Here is a 26,280-nt window from a genome sequence, read left to right as displayed (position 1 = left end):
CGTTTTACATCATGTAATCCTGCAGTATCTCGAGCCCCTCCTTGTCGTCCCGGGCTTCTACCACTTCGTTTATTACGAACTGAATCTCCTGCTCTGTCCAATTCTCCTTCTCGGCCGCTTTTGTAAAGGAATCCAACGCTGCATAGCGGGAGCCTTCTGCGGGTACCTTAGCCTTAACTTTCTTTCTGATGCGCATGGTCCGGGGTTTTTCCTGCAAATGTACGAAAGCCGCAGAACAAAGAAATTAGCAGCCTTCGATTTATCGCTAACGCTTAACCGTTTGCATAGCACATTCCCGTTAATGAGTCAGCCGTTGGCCCTTCTTGTGCGTGTTTCTGCTTAACCCTTTACTCTTTTGGCCGTTGAATTAAAGGTACGTTAGAGTAAAAGCACCCTATGGAAAAACAGATTTTTACGTTCGATGAGCTACAGCACCTCGACGATCTCACCATCATGCACTATGCCATTCCGGTAATTGTGCTATCGGTGTTGGTTGAGTGGATTGTAGGCATTTACAAAAAACGTAACAACTATCATAAAAAAGAGTTTGCATCAGCATTGATCATTGGGGCCGTAAACACTGTCCTGAGTGGCTTGCTTAAAATATGGCTGTTTGGGGTAGCACTAGTAGTTTATAATATGGTGCCTTGGGCCATGCCAAGAGAATGGTGGGGATTTGTTGTCTGTTTTATAGCCGTGGATTTCTGCCGCTACTGGGCGCACCGAATTGCGCATGAGCAGCGCTTCTGGTGGGCAACCCATGTCACGCATCACTCCTCAGAAATAATGAACTTCTCTGTGTCGTTTCGTACCAGCTGGACACAACATATCAAGTTTATCTTCTTCATTCCGGTGCCTTTACTGGGCATCGACCCGTTCACGTTCTTTATATGCCACCAGGTGGCGGTGCTGTACCAGTTCTTTGTGCACACCGAACTCGTGAAGAAGCTGCCTGCGCCTATTGAGTATATCTTCGTGACGCCATCGCACCACCGCGCGCACCATGGATCCAACCCGGAATACATCGACAAGAACTACGGGTCCACCTTCATCATCTGGGACAGGATGTTTGGTACCTTTGTGCCGGAGGAAAAGAAACCGATTTATGGCCTGACCAAACCTGTTAAATCATTTAATCCTATCTACCTCGTTTTTCATGAGTGGGTGGATTTGATAAAAGACCTGAAGCACACTAAGTCTCCAAAGGAAGTATTCCGTATGCTGTTTAGTCCTCCCGGTACGATTGTAACCGAGCATCAGCAGCTGAGTTTAGTGCCACCGGCGGCCCAAGAGGCAACAGCAGAAGGGGAGAAAGAAAAAGTGATTTACAGGCCAACAGATACGGCGGGCGCGGCCTGATTTATAAATATACAGAAATAAAAAAGCATGGCAACTGCCATGCTTTTTCTATTAATAATTTTCCTGGTTTAGCGGACTTTGATGCCGTGACGAGGGGTTGCTCTGCGCTTCTCGCGGCACACCCATCTTCTCTTCCCGGCGCTGCTGGTACTGCTGGAACTGCAGTGGGGTTAGCACATCTTTTATCTGGGAAAGTCTCGTCTGGCTGATAACGTCCATTTGCTTTACCATTTTTCGGGGCTCCTTCTGAAACTTTACCTTGGCTTCCTCCGCACTTTGCATGCTCTTGAGGTTGATAGCTTTTATCTTCTGGGTTTGCTCCGGGGTAAGCCGCAGGTTTTTTGCCATACCTGCCGTTATCTCGTCTGCACGCTGGTCAAGGGTTTTAACACCTGCCTGAGCGGCACCAGGCTGCTGAGCAGCCGGGCCCTGTGCGAAAGAGGCAGTAGTGGCAAAAGCAAAAAATAAGGCAAAGGCTAATCTCTTCATAATATCGGTTTTATCTTCCAGTGTCCCATTACAATTTTCATTCCGCTTTTACGTCGCATTGGCTTTTTAAACAAAGCTTTAAACACATGCATGCAGTAGCTAACGTCAGCTCTCATTGTGAAAGTATACTTTATAGAAGTGCATGCCACGTTCCTGGTCAAATCCACGTTCCACATACTGCTCACTCTGCTCCGGGTTATAACCGCTGAACTTGATTTCTATCTGCGTATCCAGCTTGATAAAGTTGCGGAACTTGCGCTTCATGTTGCGGACAGTGTTTTTGTTTATAGTAAAATCAGTAAAGCCTTCTATGTCGCGCTCTTCGGCAAAAGCCTGGCTGTAGTTTTTGAAACGCTCTTTTGTTTCCGGCTCATCAATCACACTGCTCGTAAATTCCTCCAGGTCAAACATCTCGCTCTTCGAAAAATAGTCTACGGAGCGACTGATAAAATCAACTTGGGCCTTTTTGCTTTCTGTTCTGGCAAATACTTCCTCAGAAAAATCATTGCATAGGTTCAGGGCAGTTTTAGTGTTGAAGTTAGTATCTTTCAACTCTGTCACGTTCAGGAAATCTTCTTTCCAGAACACGGCATCAGTACTGTTGGCATCCACTAGCTTCACCCGGAAGCCATCTTCGGCTTCTATGTTAAAGATCATGCAGCCCTTGTCTACCCCTTTCAGGTTCACGCCGGAATGATAATCCACATTCAGGTCATCCTCGCTGTCTTGAATGGTAAGGAAGGTGTCTTTGTTCTCCGACTTAAAGATACCGACTGCCTCCACGATGTCGTCTTCCATTAAGCAACCGGCAAAATGCACCACGTAGAGTTCTCCGCTCTTTACCTTCGGGTGGTCCGATTGCTCGTAGAGGTGGTTCAGAATGTGCACGGAATACTCAAAGAATTTGGAAGGCTCATTAAAGATCAAGGCCGAATAGGCAAACATCTCATTCAGGGCAATATCTGAGGTGTGCGTAAACCGGAAGAACTCTTCCTGCTTAAAAGGGGACAGGAAGTAGTTTAGCAGCAGGTCCGACAGCTGCTCATCGCGCAAATCAACCACCTCTTTTGAGGCGATGACACCTTCTTCTTTTGCTTTGTTGCCTACCCGGTGAATGGCCAGCTGCTTCAGGCGCACCTGTGTTTTTTCGTTCATCTCTTACATCCTTCTGTTGCGTTGCAAAGCTACTATTTTAATTTTTGTTGATGCAGAAATTGCACGTTGGGGAAACTGTTCTTTGATGTTGAAGTAAAACTTTTGAATGGAAGGATAATCAGCATAAACAACCTGCCCCTCCTTGTAGGGAATTAGCTGACACCTGTAGATTCCTTCTTTGGAGTAGGGTAATTTCATTCTATACTTGTCTTTGCTCGCGTCCCACGAGTGTGCGCTATACTTGGGCTTCTGGCCCAGTTGGGTTACATACCCGACATCATTTAAGACACAAGTTTAAAAACTTGCGCCAGTACAATGGAAAATAAAACAGCATAACTCTCAGGCAGGGTTGGGGAATTTTTTCGCAACTGCTGATTTGATTTTGAAACTCAGGCTAACAGATACAACAGACCATACTATGAAGCCAGACCTGATTGCGCCACCACCCTGGAGATTAGCCGGAGAAGGCACTGTGCTGCTGTATCATTTCCCGCGGGGATTTAACCAGGAGTACGGCTTTATGGAGCCTTTTCAGAGCAAAGGGTACAAAGGCTGGATAGGGGCAGTGATGCTGGTGGAATATACAACATCGGAAGTGGGACCGTACTTTGAGCTGCTTTGTATACCCGGCTTCTTTACAATAGGAGGGAAGTTTACATTCTCTGTCTCCAGAATTTTTGTCTCTACTCACGAAAGTGCCTGGAATGGGAGACACAACTGGGGCCTTCCCAAGCAAGTGGCTGACTTTACCGTTGTAAAGCGGGCTGACGGGGAGCGTTTGTATGAAGTAGAGGTGGACGGACATTTATTTTTAAAGGCACATGTGAAGCCCTGGAGTCCGTCAGTTCCTTTTTCTAATAAAGTGGTTCCCTTCACACGCATTGTGCAGCAGATTCAGGACCAACTGCTGCTGACGCGTCCTGTCGCATCCGGGTATATGCAGCTGGCTTCACTAAAGCAAGTGGCTGCCGAACCCAATTATTTTCCTCCGCTTCACCAGTTGAAGCCCCTGGCATGCCTATACATGCCGGATTTTCTAATGACTTTTCCGAAGCCGGAAGAACTTTGGGGCAGCTAGCTAGTTTTTACATTTTTTTTAAGGAAATAACAAAAGAAGGTTCTCTATGCTCCTCTATCATGAGAACTCATTCAAATACAGCAAGGAGTTCCATTCTTCATTTATAGGGTGTGCGCGGCTTGGTGAAAAAAATATAATACTATTAATCAGTAACTTTTATAATAAATAAAGAAGGTTAGAAGTTTAAGGAACCTTTCTGGCATGATATTTCCATTAAGCACGTTAAGCAGCGCAGCTTATAAAATCAATAGGGTATAATTTAATGGAACTTCATCATGAAAAAGATATTTCTACTTATAGCGGTTGCGTTTAGCTTGATAGTAAGCGATGCAAGTGCACAAAAAAGACCGGGATACATAAATCCAGAACAACCATATAATACACAGAAGCAGCAATCAAAAGTCTCCTTTGGTATAAGAGCAGGCGTAAATCTTGCTGATTGGGAAGGGGAAACCATGCAGAGTGTGCAGGATTTAGTGGACATGTCTGGCGGTTCTTTCTCGCAGCAAATGCGAACAGGATTTTACGCTGGCGGCTATGTTTCCATTCCGATACTACCGGGTTTAGAAATTGAGCCAGGGCTGCAGTATTCTCAGAAAGGTACTGTGCTGACAGGTAAAATTCCGCTGGAGCAGGTAGAGTTTCTGAATACAAATGTGACTATTACAAATAAAGCAGAGTACCTCGACATGCCTGTGCTGGCGAAAGTATACGTAGGGGAAGGCTTCCACATTTTTGCCGGACCACAAGTGTCTTACCTGTTGTCTAACAAAGTAAAAGCAGAGGCTGGTGCTTTAGGGTTTAAGGCGCTGAATCAGGAGTTTGATATGAAAAGCGGCTTCCGCGAATTTGATGTGGCACTTACAGGAGGTTTGGGCTACAAGTTTACAAATGGCTTCAACGTAAGCGCAGGCTACGACTACGGCCTCAATAGCATAGACGACAATGGTAGCTTCGACACCTTTAACCGGGTTGTGAAAGCCTCAGTCGGGTTTACATTTTAATTTTTAAGTTTAGTGTTTTAGGACTAGTATTGGGCTACCGTTTTACGGTAGCCCAAACTCCTTTAAAAAGCATGAGCCCTGCCTTTATTAAAAGGCAGGGCTCATGCTTTAACTTTTTCTGCTATCTGGTTACTTTCTTATGATTTTTGATTTTTGTACGGGAATTTCTTCGAAGAATTGCGCATCAGGGCGTTAGTAAGCGACTGTCTGTTGCTGCCTATACTCCCGGAGGCAAAATAGTCGTACTTCCACATCAGGTCCCCTTTGGCTCCTTCGTGTATTGTGATGGTGGTGTTCACCGAGTTTGTTGGTCCCCAGGCACCAACCAGAAGACCTACAGCAATAGCTGCACCTTCAGACATAGGCTTTGTCATGGTAGCATTGCCTGATACCACAGCATCTACTCCTAAAATCTGGCAGATTTCTTCTTTAGAGGCATTGCGGAGATCTTCATAGGTAATACCGGCATCCGCTAAAATAGCGTTTGTTTTGTGTACATCCTGGAAAGTAACTGTATAACGGTTTTTGCTCATTTGCTTTAGGAAATAACCGTACACATCGCTTTGCATGCCATAGCCATAATCACGCTGCTGATCCTCAAGCATTTCAGGTGTCACACCTTTTGGTAGTTTTCTGGCTTCAATCAACACATCGAACGGCATGATGGCCACAACTTTATGGTTTCTGCTTTCTTCCTGGAAAGAGGCAGCCTGGTAAATCTGAGGTCCGCAGCTTGTGAAAGCAATGCAGAGCATCACGAAAAATAGAATTTTTTTCATGGCTAAGTAATTTAAAGTATAAAGTTTCAGATAGCTCAAATATTACACATCATCCTGAATCAGCGCCTTAATGGGTGCTGGTGCCAAATTTTGGAGGTTCGGTCAATAAAGGATAGACATGCTTTAAGATGAAGCAAATATATAATAATATTAGAACATCTGATATAACTTTAAAAATATTTATTTTTTACTTTATATAAGAATTTTATATCTATCAACACGTTGATTACGTGCGGTTTAAACAATTAAAAGTTTGAGAATAGACTATCAGGGAAGTTGATTCTGTTGCAGGCGGGGTGAGTTGACTTTTATAAGGCAGAATTTGATAGTTGATAGTATGTTATACGGTTGTAGCAAAATCAGTGTAACGCTCCATTGTGAACGCACAACCTATAGCCCTGCCCGTGTATGTTTATGATTTCTACAGTAGAGTCTTCTTTCAGAAATTTGCGAAGTTTAGCGATGTATACATCCATGCTACGGGCGGTAAAGTAGCTGTCTTCGTGCCATATTTTGTGCAGGGCTTCTTCGCGTGGCAACACGTCGTTTAGGTGCTGGCACAGCATGCACAGCAGTTCTGCTTCTTTAGGGGATAGCCTTTGTTCCTGGCCCTTGTATACGAGCAGTCGCAGTTTCGACTGGAAAACATACTTTCCTATAGGAAACTCTGACTGCTCTGGCTTTGCCGTTGCTGCTCCGGCTTTTCTATTAAGTATGGCTCTTATCTTGCAAAGCAGTACTTCAGAGTCAAACGGCTTCGTAATATAGTCGTCGGCACCAATCTTAAAGCCTTCTAACATATCTTCTTTTAATGTTTTAGCTGTTAGAAAGATAAGCGGCACGTTCGGATTGAGCTTCTTGATGTCCCGGGCGAGTGTAAACCCATCTTTCTCCGGCATCATCACATCGAGTATGCAAAGGTCATACGTGCCTTTACGGAATGCGGTGAGGCCCTTGCAGCCGTCTTTACAGAGGGTGACTTCATAATCGTGCAATTCCAGGTAATCGCGCAGTACAATGCCGAAGTTAGGGTCATCTTCGGCCAGAAGTATCTTTGTAAATGTTTCTGCCATGGCTCTCTCTGGTTTAGGATGTTAGATATTAGAGGATTGGAGTCTTAAAAATATGACGCAGGTACAGCATGCAAACTACCTTAAGTTCATGAGTACACCTATAGAGTAAATATCCTTTGTCTACTATCTTAAGTCTAAAGTCTAACGTCTTAAAATATTAACTCATCGGCAGGAAAATCTCAAACCGGCTGCCTTTGCCCAGTTCGCTTTTTAGCCTGATGTCTCCGTGGTGCGCCTGTACAATGGCCTTCACATAGCTCAGGCCAAGGCCGAAGCCTTTTACATTATGCAGGTTACCTGTAGGTACCCGGTAAAACTTCTCAAACACACGCTGCTGTGTATCTTTGCTCATGCCGATGCCTTTGTCTTCAACAGCAATCAGAATGCCGCCGTTCACATTCTTCGTCACCAGTTGAATGTCAGGGGAAGCAGGGGAGTATTTATTGGCGTTGTCCAGGAGGTTGCAGATAACGTTGTAAAGATGCACCTCATCAGAGCGTAATTCATGCTGCAGGGCATCCAGTTGCACGTTCACCTGACCCAGGCGCTGCTCTACCTGCAATTGAATTCCTTCAATCGCTTTCACAATGAGGGCATGCACATCTATAGGCTGGAGGTTCATCTTAAACTCGTTCTTTTCCAGCAAGGCAATCTGCAGCACGTTCTCCACCTGCGCATTCATCCGCTTGTTCTCCTCCCTTATAATACGGGTATAGTACTGTATCTTATCCGGGTTCTCGTATACCTTCGGGTTTGCAATAGAATCGGTGGCCAGTGAAATGGTGGCGATAGGAGTCTTAAACTCATGCGTCATATTATTGATGAAGTCGTTCTTCATCTCAGACAGCTTCTTCTGCTTATAGATAATATGAATTGTGGTGCCAAAGGTAGCAATGATCACCATCGTGAAAAGCGCTGAAAGCAACAGCATCCCCCACAGCGATCTAAGTGCATAGGCTTTGCTCTCCGGGAAGTAAAGGCCCAGGTAATCAGGCTTATCAAAAATATCATTTGGAAAGAGCGTGGCTTTGTAGCTCGGCAGGCCCCGGTGCCTGATGGCAGCTAAGTTCTGCGCGGCCACAGTGTCGGTTTGTCCGGCTACTACCCAATATCCGAAGTCCAGGCAAATGCCCTGCTGCTGCAGCTCTGCCTTCAGCAGTGTCTGGAGGCCATGCAGGTTCAGGCGCTCCCGCAACGGCTCATCTTTTACCGCATACTCCACCACCATCTTCTGTACCACATCGTTGAGCATGTCTTTCTTTATCTCTATCTTCTCAATGCTGGACACATCCGTTTTAGCATTCGGTAGCCGGGCAGGTTTTGCGCTGGCAGCAGACCTGCCTTCTGTTGTTACTTGCACAGGCTTCGCAACTTTGGCCTTAGGTAGCACCGCAGTAACCCTTAATGGTGTCGATGCCCTCATTGGTGTAGCAGCTCTTATTGGCCTGGCTTCTCCCCATATAGTGGTTGCGCCACCAGCACTGTTGGCCCGGGAAACGGTATGACGTCGGAATTCCGCTTCCTTTGCCGTGTCTGTATGATAAATAAAAATGCTGTCGTTGCGCACGTCTACAGAGGAAATGGCAGCAGGTCTGATTGTTACAGGAAGCCTTTTCTGGTGTTTCAGGTTGTCCAGTTCAGCTGCGAGAAAGCGCAAAGTATCAACCGAAATACCCATAGGCCTATTGTGCTGTGACCTGAATAAAACAGCTGACGAATCAACTAATCTTTTAAAATCCTGCACCTTCTCAACCTTCAATATAGAATCTACAGAAAAGTAGGCTCTGTTTGCCGAACCTTTAAAATGGATGGTGTCCGGGTAACCTTTTATAATCTTGTGAGAGCCACCAGATGCCTGTGCATAGGCACTTTGCGCAGCTGCTATAGATTTGTTTTTCTCTTTCAGTTGCTTTGCACTGCTGGTTGGGTTATCCAGGCGATACTGGTATGCAACTGCTCCTTGTGGCGATAAAACGATATAATCGGCAGGTGCAACATTTTGTATGGTTACAGCGTCAGTAAAGGCGATTGGCTCTGCAGCTGGCTCTGCTTTCTTACCAGAAGAAGGGCCGGAAGTAGTCTTGCTTTTTCCTGGGAAAGAAAGGTTTTTCCCTGTTTTTGCAGGTTTTGATTTCTCTTTGGGTGGCTGAGGAGGTGCCTCATAAACCTCCTCCACTACAGGTACAGGCTCTGTGTCCGGTAAAGGAATAGTTGTGGGTTGTTCATTCAGGGATGCCATTTGGTGTGCCACCACAGAAACGGCTTCGTGGGTTTCGAGCTTCTCCACCACTTTTGTAAGCGCCGCATTGACACTACGGTCAAATTGCTCCTGCTTTACTTTGATGGCGTCGTTAATCCAATACAGTTGCAGCCCCACTACGCCCAGGAGGGAGATGCTCATCAGCACGATAACGCCTATAATAGTATGCTTGCTCACAAAACAAATGTACGTTTTTGAAAATGCCTGCGCTCTACTTTAACTTTTCTTTAACCTTTTTAACAGTTGCAGCTTCTGAAACTGTAAGTTGTTGAAAGATAGGGCTAGTGATTGTATAAGTTAAGCACATAATACCGCATTTTCAATAAGAACCACAAGTTGCGGCGTACAGTTCTGCCGCCGTCTCTTTTAACTTTTCTTTAACATACTTTAACCTCTCCTTAACTATCTGCAACAAGCAGGAAAGGTACATTTGTATAGTTGGTTTTCAGCGCAACCCTGTACAAAATAGAATCATGAAAAAAGCATTGATAAGAGGCAGTCTGCTGTTTGCGTTGCTGGGCCTATACCCGGCAACGCAAACGCTGGCTCAAAAAGCTACGACTGTAGAAGGAAGTAAAGTAGAAGGAGCTAAAGCGCAAACACTGCAGCCAGTAAAAATAGCCTCTCCGGCTGTTGCGCCTGTAAAAGCAGAAACAGTCACGCTGAAACCAGCAAAGGCTGCACCAGCACCAGTCAAAGTATCAACGGTTTCTGTAAAAGGGGCAACTCCGGTCACTGCAGCCAAAGCTACTACCATCGTCAAAGCGACTGCGGGTGGTGGAGAAGAACTGAGCAAAGAAGAAGTGGATAGCCTCATCAAAGCCGGAGTTATTAAAACAATGACGCATGAGGAGATAGAGGATCACACGCGGAAGCGGGAGGAGCGGTTTCTGATGATGGTCAACAAACCAGCCCCTGCCTTCACTGCTACTGATTTAAGCGGCAAGACCTATGCGTTGGAACAGCTGAAAGGAAAAACGGTAGTGCTCAACTTCTGGTTCATCGGCTGCAAACCCTGCATCATGGAAATGCCCCACTTAAACGAGGTTGTGCAAAAGTATAAACAGGAGGATGTGGTGTTTCTTGCTTTTGCCCTCGACCAGGAAGAGGAGCTACGTAAGTTCCTGGCTAAAACTCCTTTCAACTATAACATTGTGCCGGATGCTAACAGGATTTCCCGGGACGCCTACGGTGTGAATGCTTTCCCCACTAGCCTGGTAATTGACAAAGATGGGATCTTAAGGGATTATCTGACTGGCTATAGCGAGGATGTAGGGGAGAAGCTATCCAAGATGATTGAAAAAGCACGACAGCAGCAATAGGGATGAAAGCTTTAACTTTTCTTTAACACACTTTAACCTTGCCTTAACTAAATGGAGGAGCAAATTGACGTAAGTTTGAACAGGAACATAAAGAACAGAAACATGAATACGGTAACCACTTTTCTCCTGAACATAGTAAAATTGGCCATCGCTTTTTTGCTGGCCTTCTTCCCTCTTCACCAAACAGAAGCACAAGATGCATCGGAAGCGAAGGCAAAGACACTGCGTATTAAGATGCTGAAAGAAGTGGACGGTGAAATCCAGGTAATCGACACTACCGTGCTGGCTACCGATCATGCGGAGCTGTTGAAATCAATCAAAGGCCTGAAGGCTGATACGGCCATGATCAGGCGGTTTAGTTCTGGCCTTCCTGCTGTCATTAATTTTGATACCACTGTGAATATGGCAGACATGAAAACAATGATTTTCAACGCCGACAGGTTAAAAATAGATTCTGCTGTATTTCAATCTTTGCATGGCGACAAGGTGAGCATCATAAAGCTGAATGGTGAGGTCAGCGGCATAGATGGGAAAGCGTTGCTGGAGCGGGTAGGAAAGCTTAGGCAGGATACCATATTCGTGCGTTCTATAAAAGGAAACAAAGCCGTGTACCTGAGAGCAGACAGTGTCAATAAATTTCACAGGTTTGATTCTTTAAAAGAAGGGGATGTGGTGAAGTTCCGCTCAGAACACCCCAATGCCCTTTATGAGTCCAGAATAGATTCAGCAGGCAATGTATTCCGGCTGCGTAGTGGCAGCGAAGTTCTGTCGGACATTGACCCGAGCCATATCAGAAGCATCGTCGTTCAGAAAGGCCATAACGCCATCAGCATAGATTCCCTTATTTCTTCAGGCGAAACCAGAATACAATTTAATGTAAAGCAGGACGAGAAAACAGGCGAAAAGAAAGTATACAGAGTCGACAAAAATGGTAAAGAGGAACTGGTAAAGGGGCAATACCTGAAACTGGACCACGGAAGCGCGAAGGTTGTGATTTTTATGAACGCTACCGTAGAGGACATAACCGCTGATGATAAGGAAGCTTTGAAAGAAGCAGGCGCTACAGTAGAAACCAGGAAGAAAGAAGCTTTAGGAGTAGAGGCTATCAGCTTTTACCCAAACCCGAATAATGGGCGCTTTAACCTGAACTTTAAACTGGAAGATAAAGGTACCACTAGGGTAAGTGTGATGGACAGCAGGGGAGAAGAAGTGTTTGTGGATACGGTAGAGAATTTGTCGGGTGAGTATAACCGGCAGATAGACCTGACACCATTCGGGCGCGGATTGTTTTACCTGCAGATTGCCCAGGGGAAGAAATACCACACGAAAAAAATATTAGTACAGTAGGTATTTAGTTAAAATTGTTTGTTCCAGAAAGCTTGTTACCCCAGGTGGCAGGCTTTTTTGTTTTAAACCTGGCGGATGTTTCTGTAGTACAGTATTGCGGGTTAAAGTTCATACTATGAAACAAACAGATAAACTTTTCAGATTTTGGAATGCTCTTTCCATTTGCCTGCTGCTAAGCCTGCCGCTACAGGCACAGGTTCCTGCCACACTGAACGCAACACTGGATGAGTATAAATATCCATATGAAGTAAAATATCTGCCTGTAAGTGTGGAGGGGGAACAGTACAGAATGGCATACATGGATGTGCCTCCTGCCAAAAAGGTGCCCAATCCTCCCGCAGTGATGCTGCTGCACGGCAAGAACTTTTTCGGGGCATACTGGGGGCAAACCATCAAATACCTGTCCGAAAACGGTTACCGCGTTATTGTGCCGGACCAGATCGGTTTTGGTAAGTCAGAGAAGCCGGAGATTTACTACTCTTTTCACCAGTTGGCTGAGAATACGAAACAGCTTTTACAGCACCTGGGTGTACAGCAGGTGGCAGTAGTGGGCCACTCGATGGGCGGCATGCTGGCTACCCGGTTTGCGCTGCTATACCCGGAAATGACAACGAAACTAGTGCTGGAAAACCCAATCGGGCTTGAAGACTATAGGTTGTTTGTGCCTTACAAAAACCTGGAAGAGCTATACCAGGCAGAGCTTAAACGCACAGAAGAAGGTATACGAGATTACCATAAAACGTACTACACATCCTGGAAGCCTGCTTATGACGAGTGGGTTGAGGTGCCAGCGGCACAAATCGGCCACCCGGATTACCCGAAGGTAGCACAAGCCTCGGCTCTGACGTATGCCATGATTTATCAGCAGCCTGTTGTATATGAGTTTGATCAGCTGCAGGTTCCTACGCTGCTGGTAATTGGGCAGGAGGACAGGACCATTGTAGGGAAAGGCTTCATTAAGGACAAGCAAAAACTACAGACGCACGGGCAATATCCTCAGTTGGGGAAGAAAACAGCTCAGTCTATTCCGAATGCTAAACTGGTAGAGCTGCAGGGAGTGGGGCACATACCGCATATAGCCGCCACGTCACGTTTTCATGAGGCACTGCTAACGTTTCTGAAATAGTAGCAGTTTGTTAATGGTGGTGGTGATGGTCATGATCGTCAGGGCTGCTGTTGTAGTTCACAACAGTACCCAGCGCAAAAAAAACAGCCCAGCAGAGGTAGAGCGCCTCGAAGTTGGGCATGCTCTTACCAATGAGCAGCATGATGATGTTCGCTACTAACGTCATAACTAAGCCAGTTGCTGCTACGAACTGGTAAGAGTTCATCTCTCTGGGGTCGTATACCTTTGTAAATTTCATATGCTGCTATTGAATTCTTGTTCTTGTGCCTAACAGTTATTTAGCAACAGTGGTGCCATAACCTTGCATTTTTCGCTTCAAAGATAACAGAACGGCGCAGTTGTTGTTATATCATGGCATAACAATGAATCAGTTTACCTGCTAATAAATGAAGAACTTTCTGTACAGCGTTTCGCTCTTCCTGTGCTGGCTTTTGCTAGCCAGTGTACCTGCCAATGCTGCCTTGACGCTACGTACTATAACTGTTTTAGCTGATGATGCTTTTTATACAAACTTTTCCCAGCTTCTGCAGAAGCACGTAGCAGGAGGACAAGTGAATTACAGAAGCCTGCAAAAAGATAAAGCGGCTTTGCAGCAACTAGTGCAGCAAACTAGTAACTACAACCTGAAGAATACTTCCGCAGCAGAGCGAAAAGCTTTTTATATCAATGCTTATAATGTACTCGTGCTACAGCAGGTGTTGTCGAACTACCCACTTAAGTCAGTGATGGATGTACCGGGCTTTTTTGATAAACAGAAGTTTAATGTGGCAGGGGAGCGCCTTACGCTGAACGAAATCGAAAAGCAGAAGCTAATAGCTCCATATAAAGATGCCCGCCTTCATTTTGCTTTGGTGTGTGCTGCTAAATCCTGTCCCCCGCTTCTGAACAAAGCCTATACTCCGGCACAGGTAGAGGCACAGTTGGAGGCACAGACAAAAGAGACATTGCAAGACCCAACATTTATAAAAGTGCAGGCTAACGGAAAGAAGGTGCTGGTATCAGAGATATTCAAATGGTATGAGCAGGACTTCAAGCAGGAAGCGTCTTCTGTTTCAGCTTACATCAATAAGTACAGAAGCAATCCTTTGCCGCCGGGATACAAGCTAGGCTACTATATTTACAGCTGGAACCTGAACGACAGCGTTAGACAATAGTCTATAGTTGATTTATTATGTTAAATTATTCTTTTCCTACCAAACATGTGTTAGGAGCCAGCGTATACACAAGGGTAACAAAACAATAGAGTTATGAACAAGAAAGAAGAAGATCCACATAGTGAACAAGATAATATAAACAACGATTACCGCGACCGTGTAGGAATGGGCAACCATCCTGATCCATCAGCTAAGCGTAACATGGGCCCTAACGGTACGACAGAAAGGCCTGGACAGAAAGACAAACTGGAGAACCTGCACATTGGTGGCAACGAAACCACAGGCTACGGAGCAAACACGGATGAGAACGCAGAGTCCATCTCTCAGGGACCAGGGTTTGAGTTTGAAGGGAGCGACACCGCCATGGATGACAGTGTAAACGGTATCAGGCGAGGCGACCAGTTGCTTGGCGAAGATGAAGAGAAATCAAATGACGCTGACTATAGCCGCCGGTAATTACAGTACAAATATAAAAGCAAGAGGGGAGCCAACTGGCTCCCCTCTTGCTTTTATATGCTATGGCAGGCTAACGTGCAGGTTAGTCTAAGTCTAAGTAAACTATTTTTTTTCAGTAGATGCTACAAACACTGTCTGTGAAGATTCTTCTCTGAACTCGGCATAAGCCTCGAGTTGCTTCGCTGTCAGTATAGCAGCTATCCCCTTTTCATAAGCGCTTTCCACTTCCTCCATTTTCTCACGCAATACACGCTCGTTGTTACCATAGGCTGCCTGCAAAGCTTCTGTTTTAACAATACGTTCGCAGTTTATAGCTTTTAACTGTATATAACCCATCTCAGTCAGGCGTAACTCCTGCGCCATAACTTGTGTTATACGGGTACACTTTTTTTCTATTTCCGGAGATATAGAAGAAGTTTTAACCTGTGCGAAGGTTGGAGCAGCAAAGAAAAGAGCAAACAGAACAGGAAGTAGAACTTTTTTCATGGGCTTGTAAAGGTTTTTCTATAGGGTTAGTTTTAGATAGATTTATACTGGTAATGCAATATTGTAAGCCTCAAAACACTCGCTACCTTTTAAACTGTTGAATATATATAAGTAAATGTTTTGATTTACAAAGGAAGTAAATTTTTATCAAATACATAATGTATTATATATATAATTAAAACTATTATTAATTGTTGTAAGAAAGGATGTTAATAAGAGTACAGCTTTTAAAAGAAATAGCTTCTGAAAATAATGATAATACCCTTAAATTCAAAAGATTAACAGACACAAATGTTTCGTAAGCCTTTGAGGTGCCTGTTCATTTGATGTTCAAGTATTATTGTTCAAAGAAAGCAAATAAAGGTATGAAGAGCAGCGGAATAGGCTGTCAAGTGGAAGAAATGACTGACATTAGCTTCAATAGGAGAGTCAGTACAACCTTGCTTTTGAAGAATGGGGAATGAAGCGAAGACAGGAGTGGTAAAAAGAAAGGGCTTGTTTGAAACAAGCCCCTGGTCTGGATAATGCTATCTCTTAATAATATAGTCTTCCCTGATAATATCGAGTATTTCAGGAGACAGAGGCTTTGAGAAGAACTCCTTTACTTCTTCGTTGCTTTTGGCTGTCTGAATGTCTTTTCTGTCTACGGCAGACGAGAGCATGAACAGGCAGCAGTGCGCTGTAGCCTGCACAGGTAATTTTCTGTACTCATTTATAAACGTCCAGCCATCCATGCCGGGCATGTTTATATCCAGGAAAATAAGATCTGGAAAGTTGGCCACTCCTTTATTAGATTCTTCCTGCAAGTACTTCAAAGCATCTTCTGCCCAGTCGAAACTGATAATTTCATCTGCGAATTTTTCGTTACGGATAATACTCTCGCAAACGAAATTATTCACCTGGTCATCATCTACTAATACTACCTTCTTAAGAGTGTTCATTCTAAAATTTCTAACTTTTAAAGTAGACATCGAAGGTGGAACCTTCATGGAGTTTGCTTTGAACCTCTACCTTTCCTCCCAACAATTCTACCTGTGTCTTTACCAGATGCAGCCCAAGTCCTTTACCCTCAACACCATGGTGAAAGCGTTTGTAGAGCCCAAAAATTTTATCCTGCTGTTTTTCCAGATCTATACCCGAGCCATTGTCCTGTACACGGAGGCAAATATAGTTGTTTACCCTGAATGTGTTAATGCTTATCAAAAGTTTTCTGTCCAATTTCCTATATTTGATAGCGTTCGAAACCAGGTTCATCAAAATGCTGAGCGCGTAGCTTCTGATAGCATTTATCTTCGGAGCAGCCTTAAAATCGGAGGTGATGCTCGCCCCGCAGGCCGTTATTTCAGCATCCAAAATTTCGCGCACATTCTGGAGCAGGCAATCGAATGCAATACTCTCTTTCATGCTGCCGATCTGGCTGCGGATAGTCAGGATATCGTTCAGGTCCCGGATGGTAGTATCAAGCAGCTGCGCTGATTTCACCATGTTATCGATCACCTTCTGGTTAATCGGGGCGTCAATCCTGTTCCTGTCGTAGATAGAGGTAAGGCCGAGCATGTTGGCAATGGGGCCCCTGAGGTTATGGGACACAATGTATGCAAACTGCTGCAGGTTCTGGTTTTGCTGCATCAGCTGCTCTGAAAGCTCCTGCTGTTTTGCCTCAGCCTCTTTGTACGCCGTCATATCCGAAACGGAGCCATATACCCGCATTACCTTGCCCTGGTAATCAAGGCCCGGCGACATCCGAAGTAAGAGCCAGCGCAGCCTGCCCTCGCTGTCTACCAGGCGCATTTCATATTCCTGCTGCTTTCCCGCTAATACCTGTGGCAGCACTTGCTGCATCAAAGGCTTCTTGTCATCAGGGAAAATCACTTTGAGCCATGTTTCCGGCTTCCCTAAAAAAGCCTCTTCCGGATAGCCCGTAATCTGCTTACACTGCGGGCTTATGTAAATTATGCTAAGGTCAGGATCAAGTGTGAAAATAATCTCAGGTATGTTCTCGATGGTCGTCTGAAGCAGGTTTTTCGCTTCTGTAACCTCCTGCTCCGCCATCTTCCGTTCCGTAATGTCCTGCACGGTGCCAGACAACTTGATCACGTCCCCATCTTCATTGCAGGTTACTTCTGCCACCTCCATCACATTGGCCACTTTGCCATCGGGTAAAATAATGCGGTGCTCAAAATTGAGCATGCTTTTCGTGGCGATGGCTCTCTGGTAATTGGCCTTTACCTTTTCCCTGTCATCCGGGTGAATGAGGGCGAGCATGTTGTGTAGGGAAGGGGCAAAGTTTTCTTTGTGCTTACTGTACACTGCAAAGGTGCCGTCAGACCATGTCAGCATGCTCTGCTTTACATGGTACTCCCAGCTGCCAAGTTTGGCCAGCTGCTGGGCACGCGCCAGCTGCAGCTCGTTTCGTTTTATCGTTTCCAGGGATAGCTTGTTCTCCGAAATGTCACGGATGGTAAGGGCAACTGCCAGAATATTATTTTCTTCAGAGGTTACCGGCTGATACGTTATTTCATGCCAGAACGCACCCTGCCCAGCTTCAAACACAACTTTCTCGCCCTGCATGGCCCGCGCGTGGTTGGCAATGGTACTGCTTACCTTGGCGCTGGAAATGTACTCGAGCATGCTTTGCCCCGGTTCCAGCTTCTTTAATAGATACTTTCTTACGTCTGCGGCCGCTTCTTTATTGAAGGAGAGCACTTTCAGATTCTCGTCCAGCAGGAAAACAGCCTGCGATGAGCTATCGAGGAGGGCCCGCAGGTTTGCCTCATTTCGCTTTAGCTGTTCCTGTGTCTCTTTCTGCTTTGTTATGTCTATGAAGGTGCCATTCCAGACTACAGTACCATTACCGCGATCAGAAGGAAGGCTGTGGCCCCGCACCCAAATATACTTTTTGTTCTCTGGCTGCCATACCCTTAATTCATACTCCCAGGGTGTCAGGTTTTTATAAGACAATGCTGTCGTGCGCTGTACCCCGGGAAGGTCGCTGGGGTGCAGGTTCTTGTAAAGCAGCAAAGCATCCTGGTATACTTCCTCAGGCGTAACGCTACATAAGTTAAGGATGCCTTCGCTAATGTATGGAAAGCAGAAACTGCCATCCTGCTCCATCTGATACTGGAAAACGGCACCCGGCACACTGGAACTAACTTCACGCAGTTGCTCCTCACTTTGTTTTAACTTCTCAAGTGCCTGCTCCCGCTCCTGCACATTGAAGGCCACGACAAACCTTGGGAGCAATCCATCTTTAGAAGGCAGTGAATGGGATCTTACTTCAACTTTAAGCAAGGACCCATCCTTGCGTTTATGAATAGAGGTAGTAGAAGTGGCCTCCGTAGTTTCTTTTGCTTTGTTGAGATTGGAGATAAATCCCTCTATTTCCTCTGCAGGGCGAAGGTCAAGCACGGTCATCTGCAGGAATTCCTCTTCCGAGTAACCATACTCCTGGACAGCAGCCTGATTGGTTTCTAAAATCCTGTAAGTTTCCCGGTCATAGATCCACAGGGGTATCGGGTTGCGGTTGAAGAGCATTTTATACTCCCGCTTTTGCTCATTCAGGTCGTGCTCCAGCTTCGTCCGCTCCCTTATTTCTGTATTCAGGAACTCATTTTCCTGTTTCAGCTTCTTGAAAACAAGAAATATGACGTAAGCCGCAGCTACAGTTGAAACGAGGGCCGCAAGCAGCAGCAGGCTATACCTGTCAACTGTGGAATTAACAGTTGCTATGGCATCATTGGCGCGTGAATCTGCCGTAGATTGAATTCTTTTGCTGAGGTTGTGCAGGTATTGTTGATGGCGTTGGTGCACTGGCCTTAGGTGAGCCTGTGCGAAGGCTCTTGCTTTCTCCTGGTCATCGTCACTCAGGGCCAGGAGGCTGTCGGTTAAGATATAGTAGGTCCTGCGTTCTTTGAGAATGTTCTGAAGGAGAACCTGCCTTTCCTTGTCCTGCAGGAGCCCTTTTAACTGGCGGATAACAGCAGTGTTCTTAAAGTGGGCTTTTTGTATATCCCCTCTGATCTGGCTTTTCAACCGGGCATCCTCAGAACTGATGTACGTAACCAGCAAGCTTTGGACTTCACTTTCGTTGTTGTGCAGTTCATTTACCAGTTCCAGCTTATTCAGTGCACTAAGAACCACTAAACTGTAATTCTGCTTTACCTGCCTGGCAGCAATAAAGGAAATAGTACAAACTGCTACAAGCACAAATGCCAAACCGGCAAAAGCAAATCCTATAAAACGGATTGTTCGTTCATAAGTACTTGTATTATTTGGGCTAAAATCTTTAGGGTGCATAAACAAAGTTACCTGAAAACAAAGCAGCTATAAAGCTCTGGAAAGTGAAAAGTACTATATAGTAATGAGAATGGCAAAAACTATGTCCTATGTTTTTTAAATGAAGAAATGCAAGGTAAAATTTAGTACTTTACTAATATAAAATTATTTAATTATGCTAATATCTTAAAGGTATTTGTGTTAAATTCCTTAGAGAATTCCCTTGAGCCTATTTCATAGTCAGACTTCCGCTCGTACAAATATGCTGACTGGAATGGATTCAATTTATTACAATTCGGGATATTGGTGAATTCTCAAAAATCTACAAGTCAAGGCATAGGAAGCCTCCTGGCTGGGAGCGTGGCTTCTCAGTTATTGGATTCTGAAAATCTGTAACACGTAGTTAAAATTGTGTAACAGCGCAGGGGAGTAGCTGCCGTATCTTTGTAATAGAAACTAAAGTGATGAAGATGGCAACACTAACAAAAGGTAAAGTAACCAAAAGCACATTTCCGGTAGAGGGAATGAGCTGTGCCTCGTGTGCCAGTAGCATCGAGAGTATGCTGCGGGCACGGGAAGGGGTGCAGGAGGCGAACGTTAATTTTGCCGGCAAAACACTGCAGGTAGCCTACGAGCCGCAAACTGTTACACCGGTGCAACTGCGCGAAACGGTGCAGGAGATTGGCTTTGATATACTGATTGAAAAGAAAACGCAGGAGGAACTGGAGGAGCGGCAGGCTGCTGCGCTGAATAATCTGAAGCGTAAGACGCTTATAGCGGTTGTGCTGGCGCTTCCGGTGTTTATTCTGGGCATGTTCTTTCATGGCACCTTTGCCTGGGGAAACTGGGCGATGCTTGTTTTAACGGCACCCATACTCCTGTGGGCTGGCCAGCGCTTTTTTGTGGGGGCATGGGCCCAGGCAAAGTACTTCAGGGCGAACATGGATACGCTGGTGGCGCTCAGCACCGGCATTGCCTTCCTCTTCAGCCTTTTTAATACAGTATACCCGGAGTTCTTCCTGAGCCGGGGCCTGTTGCCGCATGTTTATTATGAAGCAGTTGCTGTTATCATTGCCTTTATACTCTTAGGGAAGTACCTGGAGGAAAATGCGAAAGACAGGAGTTCGTCTGCCATCAAAAAGCTGATGGGGCTGCAACCAAAGACGGTGCGGGTGTTGCGGGACCAGAGCGAACTGGAGATAAAAATTGAAGAAGTGCAGGTAGGGGATAAAGTACTGCTGCTGCCCGGAGATCGCGTGCCAGTGGACGGTGAGGTAGTATCCGGCACTACCTATGTAGATGAAAGTATGCTCAGTGGGGAGCCGCTGCCGGTGCAGAAGCAACCCGGAGACTTGCTATATGCCGGCACCATTAACCAAAAGGGCAGCCTGCAACTGGTAGCGCGGAAAACGGGAGGCGAAACCATGCTGGCGCACATCATCAGGCTGGTGCAGGAGGCACAGGGCAGCAAAGCCCCCGTGCAGAAGCTGGTAGATAAGATTGCTGGTATCTTTGTGCCTATAGTGCTGGCTATTGCCTTGCTTACCTTTGTAGTATGGATTGTGTTTGGCGGTGAAGCATATCTTTCCGAGGCCTTGCTTTCAATGATATCAGTACTTGTCATCGCCTGCCCTTGTGCGCTGGGGCTGGCCACGCCGACAGCCATCATGGTGGGTGTGGGGAGAGGCGCTGAGAACGGTATCCTGATAAAAGACGCTGAGAGCCTGGAGGGGGCACACAAAGCCGATGCCGTTATCCTGGATAAAACCGGCACTATCACATTAGGCAAACCTTCGGTAACGGATGCAGTATGGGCTGATGAAACAGTAGAGCAGGAGCACCTGGAAAAACTTTTTTTCTCTATGGAGGCGCAGTCAGAGCACCCTATTGCGCAGGCTATCTATACCTTCTATAAGGAGAAAGGCCAGCAGGCGCTGCAACCCACCTACTTCAACAGCCTGACAGGCTTGGGTGTGGAAGCTGATTTTGACGGCGTGCGCTATTTCTCGGGAAACGAGAAGCTGCTCAGGCAGCAGCACATCCCAACTCCGGACCACCTGCTGCAGGCCGCAAGGCAGCTGCAGGAAATGGCTAAAACAGTTATCTTCTTTGCCGACGCCACGAAGGCCTTAGCAGTGTTTGCAGTAAGCGACCCTGTTAAACCAGCTTCGGCAGAAGGTATAAAGGCCATGCAGGATGCCGGGCTGGACGTATACATGCTCACAGGTGATAACAAGCAAACTGCAGCAGCAGTGGCAAAGCAGGTGGGGGTGGCACATTACCAGGCAGAGCTTCTGCCAAATGACAAGGCAGCCTTTGTGAAGCAGCTGCAAAGCGAAGGCAAGGTAGTTGCCATGGTAGGAGACGGTATAAACGATGCGCAGGCGCTGGCTACCGCTGATGTTAGTATTGCAATGGGGCAGGGCACAGATATAGCCATGGAAGTGGCTAATATAACGCTGATGCGCTCAGACCTGAGGCATGTTGCCGGTGCCGTTAAACTCTCCAGAGCTACTGTGCAGACGATCCACCAGAACCTGTTCTGGGCGTTCTTCTACAACATAATTTGTATTCCGGTGGCTGCGGGCCTGTTGTACCCTTTCACGGGTTTCCTGCTGAGCCCGATGGTGGCAGGTGCTGCCATGGCCCTGAGCTCTGTTTCGGTGGTGGGCAACAGTCTTCGCTTAAGAAGCAAAAAATTATAAATAAATTTTTAGTTGATAAATTATGTTAAATATGGAAACGTACAAATTTAAAACAACCATAAACTGTGGCAACTGTGTTAAGGCTGTAACGCCGCACCTGAATAAGTTGGAAGGAGTAGAGGAGTGGAAAGTAGACACGAATAACCCGGACAAGGTGCTGGAAGTAAAAACTGACTCCTTAGATGCTCAGCAGATAAAAAGTACAGTGGAAAAAGCAGGCTTTAAAGCCGAGCAAATTTAAAAGAACATTGCTTTGTGCTACAGGGAGCTGGCCAATCGATTGGCTAGCCCCCTGTTTTGTTATAGCCTTGTATCAGCTATTTTTTTGTTGCTGCTTAACCTGTTGGCCATGAGAAAACTCAGCATAGCGACGCTGCAGATGCCTAACCCCAGTGACTCGCGCCCTTCTTCCACATTCCTCAGGAGGAGACCGGTAGTTGAATCCCGCATGCTATCGCCTACTCCCTCAAACTGCTCAGGCCACCAGTATATGACACCGGCTGCATAAACAACAAAGGCAACACCCAGTAATACATTGCTTACTTTTCCGAATCCTGCTGCAACACTAAGAGCTGCAGCAACAACATAAATGGCAATCCATAAGGCCGGGTCAGGATCATTATACTGTACCACTGCAAAGGCAATGAAAATGAACCCGAAGAAGGCACCCAAAACTTTCTTTAGTAACATAGAAGCGTTTCCTGTTTTTTAGCCGGTTGAAGCATTGTGCTAAGCTTGCTTTAGAAATGAATCTACAATTATATTATGAAATTGTCAACTTATTGACTGTTCCCTTCCCTCAATAAAATAACCGGCTAGAGTACTGTAAGAGACTTACCTTGCACAGGCACACCTGTATCAGAAAGTATCAAGGTTACCCCGCTGTTCGCCGGAATGCTAAGTATACCCAGGCAATAAAAAAAACCACCTCCAATGTCTGCCTCTTTAAAAGCTGACAAGGGAGGTGGTGCATACTTTGGCTAAAAGTATTTATAGGGTAATTATTCAATCCATCGGGTTCGCCGCTGCTTGGCAGCCTGCTGGTTTTGCAATTGCTGGTGCAGCAAGCGGATGCTGTCTTTTGGGTGACGCACAATTTGTTGCGCGTATCCGTCCATGTGCTCCAGAATAGCTCCTTTCAGTTTCCAGCCTTGCGGAATGAAACCTGCTACTTCTGTTGCTAAAATCTCTAATGTAGGGGCGATAATAATGTTGTATTCCATGACCTTTGTTGCTAACTATAGGTCTAATATATTGAATAAAAACATAAGTTGTATCGCTGCGCAACGAAAAATTTTACAAAAAGGTTACATTCTTCTTAATTTTCATATAAAGCACTTGAAGTTTATGTTTTTGACAATTTAAATTCACAATGTTGCCTTATTTAGCAAATATGCAGAGATGTTATTGAATATATGTTTATGTGATGTAGTGCCCTTAAATGCTGAAAAATGATGAAATTTCACAAATTTGTTTTGCCTGTGATATGGGAAGGAAGCCTGCCTGCAGGTGTTCGCTATAACCTGATAGTAAAGCTGGTTAGTCCTCTCTCTGAACTTAAGGAGAAGGTAAAGCCGTGGTTCACAAGGATGTCACGCACCATAGTCAGGCCAATCCCCTGGCCGTTGTTTTTAGTGGTATAGAATGGAGTAAAAAGACGCTGCTGTACTTCCTCGGATATCCCCTCGCCGTTGTCTGTGATGGTAAGCTGAGGCGGGTCAAGCTGTGTCCGGATGCTGATTTCCCCTTCCTCCCCAATGGCTTCCATGGCATTTTTTAAAATGTTCAGTATCACCTGCTCCATTTGCTGTTCATCAATCGAAACGACCAGGGGCTCAGAGGCGAGGTGCCAGGTGCAGCTGATATGGCGTTTCTCGAGTTGGGGTTGTAGGAGGCGCTGCAACTCCTGCAGCAAAACATGAATATCTTTGGGCGCTTTCTGCGGTTTCGGCAAGCGCACTACCTCCGCAAAATTAGCCATAAATCGACTTAAGTTGGCGTTCCGGTCAATAGCCACTTGCAGCACATGCTCAAAATCAGGCTGGTGCTCTTCCTCTAACTGGGGAGCATAGTATTGCAATGAGCCTAGTATGGAGTTAACGGCCCCGGTTGTGTTGTTCACTTCATGCGACATCACCCGGATAACTTTCTCATACGCCTGGCGCTCGTTTTGCAGGATGGCCTCTGTCAACTCCTCTATCAATATAAAGTAGTGCTGAAAGCCGCGGTCGAGGAAGTGGGCGCGATGGCAGCGGTAAGTCCAGGTGCCATGCAGGCGAAAAGTGGTAGATTCGCCGGAAGAAAGTGGCACCAGTTCCTTCGCCCAGTCCTGCGGCAACTGGCTTACATGTTTCCCCATTAATTCATGCCCTTTGTGCTGCAAAAATCGCTCTGCCGCAGGGTTTACTCCCTCCACCTGGTTATCAAAGCCTAAAAGTATGATTCCGGCAGGGGAGGCCTGAATCAGCTTCTCTAAAAGAAAGTGCTTTTCTGCCTGCCCCACCCGTTCCTTGCGCAGCTGGTCCATCATGCGGTTGTACACGTTCACTAGTTCGTCCAGGTCCTGCTGGCCCACCGCCATGAACTTGGTAGAGAAGTCTTTGTCGCGGATAGATTCTATACCTGCTCTTATTAGCTTAAGTGGCTTGAAAAACGCCTGGTACAACTGCCCCGTCACCAGTACCGAGAAAATGATAACCAGCTCCATCCCCAGGAAAAGGAACTTGTTTTCCTGCAGCAGGTACCAGGCCATCACCGCCAGTAAGGTGTGGATAAAAATGGCGAACAGCAGAAACTTAGTCCGCAGGGTCATAGGGAATGTTGAATTTGTCGAGGCGGCGGTAGAGGGCGGCACGGCTAAGGCCAAGTGCCCGGGCTACCTTGCTGATGTTGTTGTTGTAAAAGTCCATCGACTTCTTGATCATAGAAGCCTCCATCTGGTCCAGCGTCATGGTGCCTACAGCAGGCAGCGTTTTATCGCCGGGTTTGCCAGGGCCCTTTTGCGCCTGCGCCTGGAAGTCCTCTGCTTCCAGCATATTATTTTCAGCCACCAGCACCGTGCGCTCCACCAGGTTCTTCAGTTCCCGGATATTGCCTGGCAGCGACAGCTCTTTCAGCCATTGCAGCGCCCGCGGGCTTACCTGCAGCTCTGGCCTGTGGTATACTTTTTTCAGGTTACCCACAAAGTACTGTACTAGTAGCGGGATGTCATCGGAGCGTTCCCGCAGCGAGGGCAGCCGAACTTTTATCAGGTTAATGCGGTAGAACAGGTCTTCCCTGAATTTCCCTTCTTCCACCAGTTGCTCCAGGTTTCGGTTGGTGGCGCACACTACCCGGATGTCAAGCTTCCGGGACTTGCTGTCACCCAGAACTTCATAAGTGCGGTCCTGCAGCACACGCAGCAGCTTTACCTGGCTGCTCAGGTCCAGCTCCCCGATCTCATCCAGAAAAATAGTACCTTTGTTGGCCATCTCGAAACGACCAACACGGTCTGCTTTGGCATCGGTGAAAGCGCCGCGTCTATGGCCGAACATCTCACTTTCAAAAAGGGAGGAGGAAATGCCACCCAGGTTTACCTTTAAGAAGGGTTGGTTCTTGCGGAGACTGTTGCGGTGCACCGCCCCTGCAATCAGTTCTTTTCCGGTGCCACTCTCGCCTTCTATCAGCACAGAGGCATCGGTAGGGGCAATCTGCCCCACCTTCTTCAGTATCTTCAGCAACTCGGGGTCCTGGCCCACAATAAAGCCTAAATCATACTGATGGTCTAGTTTTTTGCGTGTCAGGGCATCGCCTGCATCAGTCACCTCCTCCGACAGGCTGAGTGCTGTGCGCACCGACTGCAGCAGGTAGTCATTGCTCCAGGGTTTGGTAACGAAATCTGCGGCACCTGCCCGCATGCCTTCCACAGCGAGGTTAATAGAGCCCCAGCCTGTGATGAGGATAACGGGTACCTCTGGCATCAGCTTTTTAAACTGTTCGAGCAGCTGCAGCCCATCATGCCCGGTGGTTTCTATGGAGAAGTTCATGTCCATGATCACCAGCTTAAGTTTGTACTGCTGCGCGAGCTCAAGCGCCTCTTTCGGGGAGGCTGCTTGTTGCGTTTTATAGCCATTCTGCTTCATAAGCAGGCTCAGCGAAGCACGTACGGCAACATCATCATCTATAATAAGAATCATCTGATGGTTTGGTTTAAGCTGGTAATTAGGAGATATA

At 46.3% G+C, this 26,280-nt stretch carries 24 protein-coding genes; 10 read left to right on the top strand and 14 right to left on the bottom strand.

Annotation, left to right across the window (positions count from 1 at the left end; translation table 11 throughout):
- Window positions 1-4: 4 nt before the first annotated feature.
- The gene (locus ACFS7Z_RS14575; RefSeq protein WP_377485826.1) at window positions 5-196 is read right to left on the bottom strand and encodes a hypothetical protein; all 192 of its coding nucleotides are present in this window, start codon (window positions 194-196) and stop codon (window positions 5-7) included.
- 200 nt (window positions 197-396) lie between these two features.
- Here ACFS7Z_RS14575 and ACFS7Z_RS14570 point away from each other — a divergent pair, with 200 nt between their 5' ends.
- Window positions 397-1,359, top strand: a complete 963-nt coding sequence (locus ACFS7Z_RS14570) for a sterol desaturase family protein (RefSeq protein ID WP_377485824.1) — start codon at window positions 397-399, stop codon at window positions 1,357-1,359.
- Between the two features lie 51 nt (window positions 1,360-1,410).
- Here the strand turns inward: ACFS7Z_RS14570 and ACFS7Z_RS14565 are convergent, their stop codons facing one another.
- Window positions 1,411-1,848: a hypothetical protein gene (locus ACFS7Z_RS14565; RefSeq protein ID WP_377485822.1), complete on the bottom strand. Its 438-nt coding sequence runs from the start codon at window positions 1,846-1,848 to the stop codon at window positions 1,411-1,413.
- 105 nt (window positions 1,849-1,953) lie between these two features.
- Window positions 1,954-3,003: a nucleoid-associated protein gene (locus tag ACFS7Z_RS14560; RefSeq protein WP_377485820.1), complete on the bottom strand. Its 1,050-nt coding sequence runs from the start codon at window positions 3,001-3,003 to the stop codon at window positions 1,954-1,956.
- A 418-nt stretch (window positions 3,004-3,421) separates the two neighbouring features.
- Here ACFS7Z_RS14560 and ACFS7Z_RS14555 point away from each other — a divergent pair, with 418 nt between their 5' ends.
- Together ACFS7Z_RS14555 and ACFS7Z_RS14550 are read left to right on the top strand one after the other, a co-directional pair.
- On the top strand, window positions 3,422-4,081 hold the full coding sequence (locus ACFS7Z_RS14555) for a hypothetical protein (RefSeq protein ID WP_377485818.1): 660 nt from the start codon (window positions 3,422-3,424) through the stop codon (window positions 4,079-4,081).
- 275 nt (window positions 4,082-4,356) lie between these two features.
- Window positions 4,357-5,085, top strand: a complete 729-nt coding sequence (locus ACFS7Z_RS14550) for a porin family protein (protein WP_377485816.1) — start codon at window positions 4,357-4,359, stop codon at window positions 5,083-5,085.
- A gap of 137 nt (window positions 5,086-5,222) precedes the next feature.
- On the opposite strand, the gene ACFS7Z_RS14545 is transcribed toward ACFS7Z_RS14550, so the two are convergent.
- From ACFS7Z_RS14545 to ACFS7Z_RS14535, 3 genes are all read right to left on the bottom strand, one after another.
- Entirely contained in the window at window positions 5,223-5,864 is a 642-nt protein-coding gene (locus ACFS7Z_RS14545; protein WP_377485814.1) for a hypothetical protein, read from the bottom strand.
- A gap of 359 nt (window positions 5,865-6,223) precedes the next feature.
- Window positions 6,224-6,937, bottom strand: coding sequence for a response regulator transcription factor (locus tag ACFS7Z_RS14540; protein WP_377485812.1), 714 nt, complete (start codon window positions 6,935-6,937; stop codon window positions 6,224-6,226).
- Between the two features lie 157 nt (window positions 6,938-7,094).
- Window positions 7,095-9,374, bottom strand: a complete 2,280-nt coding sequence (locus ACFS7Z_RS14535) for a sensor histidine kinase (RefSeq protein ID WP_377485811.1) — start codon at window positions 9,372-9,374, stop codon at window positions 7,095-7,097.
- Between the two features lie 296 nt (window positions 9,375-9,670).
- Between ACFS7Z_RS14535 and ACFS7Z_RS14530 the strand changes: the two genes are divergently transcribed.
- The 3 genes from ACFS7Z_RS14530 (at window position 9,671) to ACFS7Z_RS14520 (ending at window position 12,992) form a co-directional block, all read left to right on the top strand.
- Window positions 9,671-10,519, top strand: a complete 849-nt coding sequence (locus ACFS7Z_RS14530; RefSeq protein WP_377485810.1) for a redoxin domain-containing protein — start codon at window positions 9,671-9,673, stop codon at window positions 10,517-10,519.
- 102 nt (window positions 10,520-10,621) lie between these two features.
- Window positions 10,622-11,866 carry a T9SS type A sorting domain-containing protein gene (locus tag ACFS7Z_RS14525; RefSeq protein WP_377485809.1) on the top strand — a complete coding sequence of 415 codons (1,245 nt, stop codon included), beginning with the start codon at window positions 10,622-10,624 and terminating at the stop codon, window positions 11,864-11,866.
- Window positions 11,867-11,981: 115 nt separating this feature from the next.
- Window positions 11,982-12,992, top strand: coding sequence for an alpha/beta fold hydrolase (locus ACFS7Z_RS14520; RefSeq protein ID WP_377485808.1), 1,011 nt, complete (start codon window positions 11,982-11,984; stop codon window positions 12,990-12,992).
- A gap of 10 nt (window positions 12,993-13,002) precedes the next feature.
- On the opposite strand, the gene ACFS7Z_RS14515 is transcribed toward ACFS7Z_RS14520, so the two are convergent.
- Complete coding sequence (locus ACFS7Z_RS14515; protein ID WP_377485806.1) at window positions 13,003-13,230, bottom strand: hypothetical protein; 228 nt, start codon at window positions 13,228-13,230, stop codon at window positions 13,003-13,005.
- A gap of 148 nt (window positions 13,231-13,378) precedes the next feature.
- Here ACFS7Z_RS14515 and ACFS7Z_RS14510 point away from each other — a divergent pair, with 148 nt between their 5' ends.
- Window positions 13,379-14,146, top strand: coding sequence for a DUF547 domain-containing protein (locus ACFS7Z_RS14510; RefSeq protein WP_377485804.1), 768 nt, complete (start codon window positions 13,379-13,381; stop codon window positions 14,144-14,146).
- Window positions 14,147-14,239: 93 nt separating this feature from the next.
- Window positions 14,240-14,602, top strand: coding sequence for a hypothetical protein (locus ACFS7Z_RS14505; protein WP_377485802.1), 363 nt, complete (start codon window positions 14,240-14,242; stop codon window positions 14,600-14,602).
- A gap of 102 nt (window positions 14,603-14,704) precedes the next feature.
- Here the strand turns inward: ACFS7Z_RS14505 and ACFS7Z_RS14500 are convergent, their stop codons facing one another.
- The 3 genes from ACFS7Z_RS14500 to ACFS7Z_RS14490 all read right to left on the bottom strand — a co-directional run bounded on the left by ACFS7Z_RS14500 (window position 14,705) and on the right by ACFS7Z_RS14490 (window position 19,384).
- Window positions 14,705-15,088 carry a hypothetical protein gene (locus tag ACFS7Z_RS14500; RefSeq protein ID WP_377485800.1) on the bottom strand — a complete coding sequence of 128 codons (384 nt, stop codon included), beginning with the start codon at window positions 15,086-15,088 and terminating at the stop codon, window positions 14,705-14,707.
- Window positions 15,089-15,615: 527 nt separating this feature from the next.
- On the bottom strand, window positions 15,616-16,029 hold the full coding sequence (locus tag ACFS7Z_RS14495; protein ID WP_377485798.1) for a response regulator: 414 nt from the start codon (window positions 16,027-16,029) through the stop codon (window positions 15,616-15,618).
- Window positions 16,030-16,039: 10 nt separating this feature from the next.
- A complete protein-coding gene (locus tag ACFS7Z_RS14490) occupies window positions 16,040-19,384 on the bottom strand; it encodes a PAS domain S-box protein (RefSeq protein WP_377485796.1) in 3,345 nt (1,114 codons plus the stop codon).
- A gap of 449 nt (window positions 19,385-19,833) precedes the next feature.
- Between ACFS7Z_RS14490 and ACFS7Z_RS14485 the strand changes: the two genes are divergently transcribed.
- Window positions 19,834-22,068, top strand: a complete 2,235-nt coding sequence (locus ACFS7Z_RS14485) for a heavy metal translocating P-type ATPase (protein WP_377485794.1) — start codon at window positions 19,834-19,836, stop codon at window positions 22,066-22,068.
- Between the two features lie 31 nt (window positions 22,069-22,099).
- On the top strand, window positions 22,100-22,309 hold the full coding sequence (locus ACFS7Z_RS14480) for a heavy-metal-associated domain-containing protein (protein WP_377485792.1): 210 nt from the start codon (window positions 22,100-22,102) through the stop codon (window positions 22,307-22,309).
- Window positions 22,310-22,368: 59 nt separating this feature from the next.
- Here the strand turns inward: ACFS7Z_RS14480 and ACFS7Z_RS14475 are convergent, their stop codons facing one another.
- The 4 genes from ACFS7Z_RS14475 to ACFS7Z_RS14460 all read right to left on the bottom strand — a co-directional run bounded on the left by ACFS7Z_RS14475 (window position 22,369) and on the right by ACFS7Z_RS14460 (window position 26,243).
- Complete coding sequence (locus ACFS7Z_RS14475) at window positions 22,369-22,758, bottom strand: transmembrane 220 family protein (protein WP_377485790.1); 390 nt, start codon at window positions 22,756-22,758, stop codon at window positions 22,369-22,371.
- Between the two features lie 311 nt (window positions 22,759-23,069).
- The gene (locus tag ACFS7Z_RS14470; RefSeq protein ID WP_377485788.1) at window positions 23,070-23,291 is read right to left on the bottom strand and encodes a hypothetical protein; all 222 of its coding nucleotides are present in this window, start codon (window positions 23,289-23,291) and stop codon (window positions 23,070-23,072) included.
- Between the two features lie 293 nt (window positions 23,292-23,584).
- Complete coding sequence (locus ACFS7Z_RS14465) at window positions 23,585-24,880, bottom strand: sensor histidine kinase (protein WP_377485786.1); 1,296 nt, start codon at window positions 24,878-24,880, stop codon at window positions 23,585-23,587.
- A complete protein-coding gene (locus tag ACFS7Z_RS14460; protein WP_377485784.1) occupies window positions 24,864-26,243 on the bottom strand; it encodes a sigma-54-dependent transcriptional regulator in 1,380 nt (459 codons plus the stop codon). Before ACFS7Z_RS14460 ends, ACFS7Z_RS14465 begins: the two co-directional genes overlap by 17 nt.
- Window positions 26,244-26,280: the final 37 nt, after the last annotated feature.

Origin of the sequence: Pontibacter toksunensis, assembly GCF_042686245.1 — a bacterium.
GTDB lineage: Bacteria > Bacteroidota > Bacteroidia > Cytophagales > Hymenobacteraceae > Pontibacter > Pontibacter toksunensis.
The sequence above is the reverse complement of the archived record's forward strand: the minus strand, read 5'-3'. Positions and strand labels throughout refer to the sequence as shown.